Source organism: Actinoplanes sp. NPDC004185 (assembly GCF_053603475.1).
Genome location: NZ_JBSGFR010000125.1, coordinates 1 through 1,761 on the forward strand (window position 1 = coordinate 1; position 1,761 = coordinate 1,761).

1 protein-coding gene is annotated in these 1,761 nt (G+C 53.5%); it reads left to right on the top strand.

The window, feature by feature from the left end; all coding sequences use genetic code 11:
• On the top strand, positions 1–1,761 hold a 1,761-nt coding region (locus ACWEOZ_RS44285; protein ID WP_451916667.1), incomplete at both ends, for a UvrD-helicase domain-containing protein.

The window sequence follows — 1,761 nt, forward strand, 5'->3', positions numbered from 1 at the left end:
GCCGATTGCGGCCGCTCAACCGGCCACTCCGTCAGCCCCGGTCCCGGTGCAGCCAAAACGCTTGCGTCTGTATGAAGGGCGCCCGCTAAATTTTGAAGACTCGAAAAAAGACGAGGCGCGACGGATTCTGCATCGCCGAGACCCGGCTACCGGAAAAATAAGGGGGCCGAGTGAAGCTCAGGAAGAACTGATATTTGCGCGTGAACGCGGGGTATCTGTACTGGCCGGCGCTGGTTCTGGCAAGTCAACTTCCTTGGTGTCGCGTCTGCTTTTCATGAGGCATCAGCTTGACATCCGGTACTCGCAGATTTCGGTGTTCACGTTTACGCGAAAATCACGCGCTGACTTCATCAAAAAGCTCATTGAAGAGTCGAGTAACTGGCCGAGGCCAATAGGAGAGAAGCTTGCTCAACGCCTGGTGAGAACTTTCCATTCCAAAGCATTGGCGATGGCCCGAGGTGCTATGGACCCGAACACGCGCATATTTGAGTTCCTCGGCGCACCAGTCAAGGCGCGTAGCGGCAAGGCGTCGCCGACGCTCGCTGACATCGAGGCCGAATTGGACGGGGACCCTGTGTTAGCGGAGTTGTCTGAAAACGAATCAGAAGCAAATCAGCTATTGAACCTGTTCTCCTCGGACCTAACAATAGAGCAGGCCGAGTTTCTGGACGGTGTCTACCGCCGCTCCTTTGCATCGAGCGAGCCATTTCGTGTAGCAATCAAAAAAATTCTCGAAGCATCCATCCAGCCGATGGCCCCTCGGAGCCCAGACGACGCTGAAGTTCAGGAGGCGAAGGAAAAAGTCGAATCGCTTATCCGGCTCGATAAATTGCATATCGACCTTGTGACTAACGATTGGAAAAAACGAAAGCTCTGGCCTATAGCTGGTGTGAGCGAGGTCGACAACAATGGCAAACCGTTCGAGCTTGCAGCCTACGGCTCCTTGTTTCAGGCGAATGGTTACGTTCCGCGTCTGAATGCATACGTAGTACTCGGTGTTCACAAGGACATTAAAGGTACTCTTCTGCGGAGCAAGCCTACTCACAAAGGATGGGCCGCCGGCAGCATGGAGTGGAACAAGGTGCAGGTTCTGCTCGGCTTTTGCGACAAATCTATTCTTTATATACGGCACGCTTGGCAACTCCAGAATCTGGCCAAGTTGCTGGCGCTCGACACAGGTAGAGCGTCAACCGATGCGCCGAAGTTCCAGACCGTCCCGCCAGGCGACTACAAGACGGCGGCAATCGACGAGGCGTTGTATCAATTCGGTACATTTGCCGAGAATCTCGCATTGGACCCACGAAGAATTAAAAATGCCGAAGGGTTGACTCCTGACTCAGTTGAACACCATTTCGCGTCCGCAGTTTCCATTTTCTTTGAAGAGCTCTATCGGACATTCAAGACGGAAGGCGTCGTCTCGTTCAATCGACTCTTCTCACAGCTGTCTACCTCAGGAGACTGGTTCGACAAGGTGAACGGCGGTTCTCTCCTGACTATGAAGCATTTGCTCATAGATGAATTTCAGGATATCTCGCCCGTTATTGTGAAGTTTGTTGTCGCTATGCACGAGCGACTTCGAGCGGTATCCCGTGACTCCGACGCTCCGTCGGTAATGTGCGTTGGGGACGATTGGCAGTCCATCTATGGGTGGCGCGGTAGTTCTCCACAGTTTTTCCTGCATTTCCCTCGGTATTTCAAGGGAGCACGCGACCAGACGTACCGCCTTAGAGATAACTATCGGTCGTCGGCGTATGTCGTCTC